Source organism: Rhodopila sp., assembly GCF_035548235.1.
GTDB lineage: Bacteria > Pseudomonadota > Alphaproteobacteria > Acetobacterales > Acetobacteraceae > Rhodopila.
The window spans coordinates 1-6,393 of sequence record NZ_DASZTJ010000095.1 but is presented as its reverse complement, the minus strand read 5'-3'; the positions used below and the strand labels follow the sequence as shown (position 1 = coordinate 6,393).

General features: G+C 67.3%; 5 protein-coding genes and 1 other RNA gene. 5 read left to right on the top strand and 1 reads right to left on the bottom strand.

Annotated features, from left to right (window positions below; translation table 11 throughout):
• The coding region (locus VHB27_RS07715; RefSeq protein ID WP_325598906.1) for a TonB-dependent siderophore receptor at positions 1 to 2,046 on the bottom strand (2,046 nt) is incomplete at its 3' end.
• A 415-nt stretch (positions 2,047 to 2,461) separates the two neighbouring features.
• Between VHB27_RS07715 and ffs the strand changes: the two genes are divergently transcribed.
• The 5 genes from ffs to VHB27_RS07690 all read left to right on the top strand — a co-directional run.
• Positions 2,462 to 2,560: signal recognition particle sRNA small type (gene ffs, locus VHB27_RS07710), an RNA gene on the top strand.
• Positions 2,561 to 2,603: 43 nt separating this feature from the next.
• Complete coding sequence (locus tag VHB27_RS07705) at positions 2,604 to 4,514, top strand: DNA polymerase III subunit gamma/tau (RefSeq protein WP_325598904.1); 1,911 nt, start codon at positions 2,604 to 2,606, stop codon at positions 4,512 to 4,514.
• Positions 4,511 to 4,834 carry a YbaB/EbfC family nucleoid-associated protein gene (locus tag VHB27_RS07700; protein WP_325598902.1) on the top strand — a complete coding sequence of 108 codons (324 nt, stop codon included), beginning with the start codon at positions 4,511 to 4,513 and terminating at the stop codon, positions 4,832 to 4,834. Before VHB27_RS07705 ends, VHB27_RS07700 begins: the two co-directional genes overlap by 4 nt.
• A 121-nt stretch (positions 4,835 to 4,955) precedes the next feature.
• Complete coding sequence (gene recR, locus VHB27_RS07695; RefSeq protein ID WP_325598900.1) at positions 4,956 to 5,549, top strand: recombination mediator RecR; 594 nt, start codon at positions 4,956 to 4,958, stop codon at positions 5,547 to 5,549.
• Positions 5,550 to 5,656: 107 nt separating this feature from the next.
• Positions 5,657 to 6,393 (top strand): hypothetical protein (locus VHB27_RS07690; protein WP_325598898.1); only part of this gene is annotated, 737 nt, incomplete at its 3' end.

The window sequence follows — 6,393 nt, the reverse complement described above, 5'->3', positions numbered from 1 at the left end:
CCATTTGTAGGTCAAATTCGCCAGGATGGTGCGGCGCAATCCGTAGTAGGCGCCGATAGTCTGGGCGGTCACGATATAGGTAGTGTCCCCGATGTTGATGGCATTGAGTTGCGCGCTGAGGCCGTGCAGCGAAGGGAACTTCGCCCCGAGGTCATATCGCACCATCGCATCGAACAGGGCGTAGCCGGGCGAGGTGATCGTGTTCGTGGTGTTGGCCCATTGTCCCCCGACCACCCGCACGCCGCCGCCGATGCCCAGTCCCCTGAGCCTCTCGTCCTGGAACGCGTAGTCCGCCCAAAGCGAACCCATCTGCTGGGGCAGGCCAGGCGGATGCTTGCCGACGGACGTGCCGTTCGCCTTGGTGTTCGTGTTGTCCAGATATGTATAGGCGGCTGTCAGGTTCAGGCCTCGGGCCAGGCTGACCGTCCCCGACAGTTCGACGCCCCGGGACCGGACTTCCCCCGTCTGCACGCTGAAATTGGCATGAAGCGGATCCGTGGTCAGCACGTTCTGCTGCGTGAGGTCGAACAGCGCCACGGTGAACAAGGCGTTCCCGATCGGCGGCTGGTATTTGACGCCGACCTCGTATTGCTGGCCGGTGGTCGGCTTGAACGGCGCGTTCGTGAAACTGGTGCCGGTCGTCGGCTGGAAGGAGGTCGTATAGCTGAAATAGGGTGCGAGACCGTTATCGAAATTATACATCAGCGCGCCGCGCCAGCTTGTGGCCGCGTTGTCGCTGTCGACACTGGTTCCTTTCAGGCGATCGAGCGTGTCGACATCCAGCCAGTCCTGGCGGACGCCCAGCGTCAAGGACCAGTGATCCAGGCGAATCTGGTCCTGCGCGTAAACCCCCACCTGGTTCTGGACCTGTGACGAAAGCTGCTGGAACGCCGCGTTCGCCGGCAGGCCGACCGTCGTATAGACAGGGTTGAGGTAGTTGATCGGGCTGGTTGCCCCCTCCCGATACGTTTCGTTATAGGCTTGGTTTTGATAGCTGATGCCAAGCAGCACGGTATGGCTGAACGGCCCGGTGGCGAAATCCGCCTGCGCCAGGTTGTCCAGCGCGATCGAGTTCAGGAATTCCCGGTTGCTGAACGCATCGCGGTTCAGCGTCAGGAGGTTGGACTGGAAACCCACCCCGTAAACCGCGCTGTAGTCCACGTCCTGGTAGAGGTAACGGAGGTTCTGGCGCAGCGTCCACGTCGCATTCAGCCGATGTTCGATCTCATAGCCGAACATGGCCTGCGTGCGCCGGAAATGGTCGAAATTCGGATCGCCCTGATAAAAGCTCGTGGGGATCTTGCCGTTCGGGTTGGGCAGCACCGTTCCCTGGAGCGGAAGCTGGTTGTAGAAGCCGCCTTGGGGATCATAGAGGAAGTTCGCCAGCAGCGTGACTTTGGTGTCGTTGTTCGGCTTCCATGTGATGGCCGGCGCGAACGCCACGCGCTGCTGTTCCGTATGGTCCACCTGCGTGCCGGATTCGCGCGCGAGGCCGGTCAGGCGATAGAGCCAGGTGCCATCGTCCGTCGCCTTCCCGCCGAAATCGAACGCCCCCTGGACCCGGCCGTAGCTGCCGGTCTGAAGCTGCAGGACATGGATCGGCTCTTCCGTCGGCAGCTTGCTGATCAGGTCGATGAAGCCGCCAGGAGACGCCTGGCCGTACAGCACCGACGCCGGCCCATGCACGATGTCGATACGTTCGAGCAGCCAGGGTTCGACGGCCGGCCCCGTGAACGCACCCCGCGGCAGCTTCAACCCATCCAGGTACTGGTCCGCCTGGAAACCACGAATATAGGTTTGTCCGTCGAAGCGGAGATCGGCCCCGAGGGGGTCGGTCTTGATCCCCGGCGCATAACGCAGTGCCTGGCTGATCGTCTGGGCATTCTGCGCGTCCATCTGATCGCGCGTGACGACGGAGATCGCCTGGGGGGTTTCAAGGATCGGCGTATCCGTCTTCGTGCCGGCGTCACTTTGATGCGCTACGTAACCATCGACAGGGCCTCTCGCGGTCTCTCCCTTGCCCTCGACGGTGACGGCGGGAAGCATTGCGGGGGTCTCGGATGGCGCTTTCCCGGATGGCGCTTTCCCGGAGGTCGCTTTCCCCGACGTCGCTTTCTCGGACGTCGTTTGGGCGACGGCCAGGGGACAGACCAGAGGACGGACCAGCGGGCAGACCAGGATCGCTGATGCGAGGACGGAACAAGCCAGCGTTGTCCCAACGGCATCCCCAAGGCATCTCATTCCGTCGACCCCCACCTCGATTGCGAACGATTCGCATAGCCTATAATGCGAATGAGACTCGTTCGCAAATATGCGGTTGAGCAAATCGACCCCGCGCGCCATACGCGGTCAGCCCGAACCGCCACGGACGCATGCCAAAAATCGAACCCTCCGCCCCATCTGCGCCGCCAAGCAACTTCCGCCCTTGCCCCGGCGCCCGAAAACGATGATATGCACGCCTGGGAGGTCGGCGGTGGACGGGCGCCTCGCCAACCCGGTCAGGTCCGGAAGGAAGCAGCCGCAACGGGTCTCCGCTCGGGTCGCTTGTCGGCCTCCCACATTTCAGCGTTCGGCGAACCGCCCTTCCGGGTTATCCTTCACGCATGACCGGCCCCCTCGAGGACGATTCCGCCGTACCAGACGACCTGCCGCCCCTCCCGGACGGACCGGGCCTGTTCGGTGACGCCCTGCCTTCCGCCCCGTCATCCGCCCCGTCGTCCGCCGGATCGGAGCCCGCGCAGGCCGCGCCCTACCGCGTCCTGGCGCGGAAATACCGGCCAAGCACCTTCGATGACCTGATCGGGCAGGAGGCGATGGTGCGCATCCTGCGCAACGCCTTCGCCGTGGGCCGGGTCGCGCATGCCTTCATGCTCACCGGCGTACGCGGGGTCGGGAAGACCACCACCGCCCGCATCATCGCCCGCGCGATGAACTGCATCGGGCCGGACGGCACCGGCGGGCCGACCGTCACGCCCTGCGGCGTCTGCGCCAACTGCACGGCGATCCTGGCCGACCGCCACCCCGACGTGGTGGAGATGGACGCCGCCAGCCGCACCGGCGTCGGCGACATGCGGGAGATCATCGAGTCGGTCCGCTTCCGCCCGATCCAGGCGCGGACCAAGATCTTCATCCTCGACGAGGTCCATATGCTGTCCACGGCGGCGTTCAACGCGCTGCTGAAGACGCTGGAGGAGCCGCCGCCGCATGTGAAGTTCATCTTCGCCACCACGGAGATCCGCAAGGTCCCGATCACCGTCCTGTCCCGCTGCCAGCGCTTCGACCTGCGCCGGGTGCGGATCGCCGAGCTGTCGTCGCATTACGGGCGGATCGCGGCGAAGGAGAAGGTGGAGATCGAGCCCGAGGCGCTGGACCTCGTCGCCCGCGCCGCCGACGGGTCGGTGCGCGACGGGCTGTCGATCCTGGACCAGGCCATCGCCCAAGCCGACGGTCCGATCACCACGGCCCAGGTGACCGAGATGCTGGGCCTGGCGGACCGCGACAAAATTTTCGACCTGATGGAAGCGGTCATGGGCGGCAAGCCCGCCGCCGCCCTGGCGATCACCGACGCGGCGTTCGAGCGTGGGGCCGACCTCGGCGTCATGCTCCAGGACCTGCTGGAACTGCTGCACACGGTCACGCGGCTGAAATCCATCCCCGGCCTGCGGGAGAGCCAGGACCTGCCGGAATCCGAACGCACCCGCGGCGCGGCGATGGCCGACCGGCTGTCGGTTCCGGTGCTGGCGCGGACCTGGCAGATGCTGCTGAAAGGCGTCGCCGAGGTCGAGACCGCCCCCGACCGCCGCGCGGCGGCCGAGATGGTGCTGATCCGCCTCTGCCACGTCGCCGACATGCCGACGCCGGGCGAGTTGGTGCGGCGCCTGTCCGCCAACCCGCCATCCGCCAACCCGCCGTCCGCCGGCGGACCGTCGGGCCCTTCGGGCGGCGGCAACGGCGGTACGCGCGCGGTGGCCAACGGTTCGGTGATCGCCGCCGAACCCGTCCAGGCCGAAGCACTCCAGGCCGGGCCGCGCCTGGCCTCCTTCCGTGAGGTCGTCGCCCTGGTGGCGGAGCGGAAGGAGCCGATGCTGCACGCGCACCTGCTGCACTCGGCCCATCTGGTGCGCTTCGCCCCGCCGGTGATCGAGTTGCGGCAGGAACCGGATGCCCCGCGCGACCTGTGCCAGAGGCTGGCGGCCCTGCTGACCGAGGTGACGGGCACGCGCTGGACCGTCGCGCATTCGAATGCGGCAGGCGAGCCGACGATCGCCGAACAGGGCAACGCCGCCGACGCCGCGCGGCGCAACGCGGCGGCCGATCATCCGTTGGTGAAAGCGATCCTGGCGGCGTTCCCCGGCGCGCGCATCGACACCGTCCACGACCGGACCGCCGACGCCTATGGCCTGCCGGTGACCCCGGTGGCCGAAGACGTGTCCATGGATGCGCCCGAGATGCCGGATTTCGCGCCGCCCGACGCGGAGTATTTCGACGAAGACCCGATGGAGTTGGACCCATGAAGAACCTCGCCGGCCTGATGAAGCAGGCCTCTCAGATGCAGGCGAAGATGCAGGAGATGCAGGCGAAGCTGGAGAGCGCCGAGATGACGGGCGAGGCCGGCGCCGGGCTGGTGACGGTGACGCTGAACGGCAAGGGCGACCTGAAGCGCATCAAGATCGACCCCAAGGTGATCGATCCGTCGGACTCCGAGATGATGGAGGACCTGATCCTGGCCGCGCATCGCGACGCGAAATCCAAGATCGAGGCCTTCGCCGCCGAGGAAATGCAGAAGGCCACCGGCGGGCTGCAACTGCCGCCCGGGATGAAGCTGCCATTCTGACCCCCTTGCCCTGATCCCCCTTGCCCTGATCCCCTTTGCCCTGATCCGCTTTGCCCTGATCCGCTTTGCCTTGATCCCCTTTGTCTTGATCCCCTTTGTCTTGATCCTGGACGGCTGACCGATGGGCGGACCGGAAATCGACCACTTGATCGCCCTGCTGGCCAAACTCCCCGGCATGGGCCCCCGCAGCGCCCGGCGTGCCGCGCTGAAGATGCTGCAGCAGCCCGAGGCGCGGATGCTGCCGCTGGCCTCGGCGCTGGCCGAGGCAGCACGGGCGGTGAAGGTATGCGCCGATTGCGGCAACCTCGACAGCCGCGACCCGTGCTCGGTCTGCATCGACCAGCACCGCGACCGGTCGGTGCTGTGCGTGGTGGAGGGGGTTGGCGACCTGTGGGCACTGGAGCGCGCGATGGTGCATCACGGACTGTACCACGTGCTGGGCGGGACGCTGTCGGCGCTGTCGGGCGTGGGGCCCGAGGACCTGAACGTCCAGACCCTGCTGGCCCGCATCGCCGAAGGCGAGGTGCGGGAGGTGATCCTGGCGCTGGGCGCGACGGTGGACGGCGCGACGACGGCGCATTGGCTGACGGACCTGCTGCGCCCGACCGGGGTGGCGATCACCCGCGTCGGCCAGGGGGTGCCGATCGGCGGTGCGCTGGATGTGCTGGATGACGGCACATTGGCGGCCGCGCTGCGGAGCCGCCGGTCGGCGTAGCGTGTCATCACGGGAGCCATCCCTGCGCTCGCACGATGCACGGAGTTCATCTCCGCGTGAGGTGGTGCGCATCGTCGAACCGGGATGCCAATCTTCCGGCTTTCGACATGAACCATAACCTCACCGCCCCGCCGCCCCGCAGCGGCCGTCCGCCCCCACCCGAACGCGCCTCCGCGCCTCGGTCGTGGGAGGAGATGTACGGCCTTTCCGCGTCGCCGTTCGAGGGCGATTCGGCATTCATCACCTTCCCCTCCCACCGCCAGGCCTTCGAGCGGGTCGTCCGGCATCTTCTGCGCGGCGACGGCGCCCTGTTGCTGCTGGGCGAGCCGGGTATCGGCAAGAGCATCCTGCTGCGCGCCGCGACCGAGGCCGCCATCCAGGCGGGCCTGCCGCCCGGCTGCATCATCCGCATATCCGACGGCCGGCAGACCCAGGCGGTCTATCCCTCGGACGCGCGATGGGTCGCGGTGGTGGACAACGCCGATCCGCGCCACCTCGGCGAACTGCGGAGCTCGATCGAGGCCGCCTGCGCGGTCATCGCGATCAATGCCGAGGACGCTGTCGCGGAGCAGCCCCCTATGGGCCAACTCCCCATGGGCCAGCCCACCGTCAACCAGCCCGGCCTGACCTGGCTGCGCCTGCCGCCGTTGAGCCAGTCGGAGATGGAGGCCTATATCGAGCGGCGGCTATGGACCGCCGGCGGCACCGTACGGCGGCTGATCACGCCGGACGCCCTGACGCTGGTGCTGCAGCAGGCACGCGGGGTTCCGGGGACCGCCAACCGGCTGATGGAGGCGGTGCTGACCGCCGGCTTCATCCGCGGCGATCCGATGATCGCGCGGAA

Bases quoted from the DNA above. Each gene is read 5' to 3' on its own strand.
- recR (WP_325598900.1), top strand. From the start codon at position 4,956: ATGGGCGGACCGGAAATCGACCACTTGATCGCCCTGCTGGCCAAACTC.
- VHB27_RS07700 (WP_325598902.1), top strand. From the start codon at position 4,511: ATGAAGAACCTCGCCGGCCTGATGAAGCAGGCCTCTCAGATGCAGGCG.
- VHB27_RS07705 (WP_325598904.1), top strand. From the start codon at position 2,604: ATGACCGGCCCCCTCGAGGACGATTCCGCCGTACCAGACGACCTGCCG.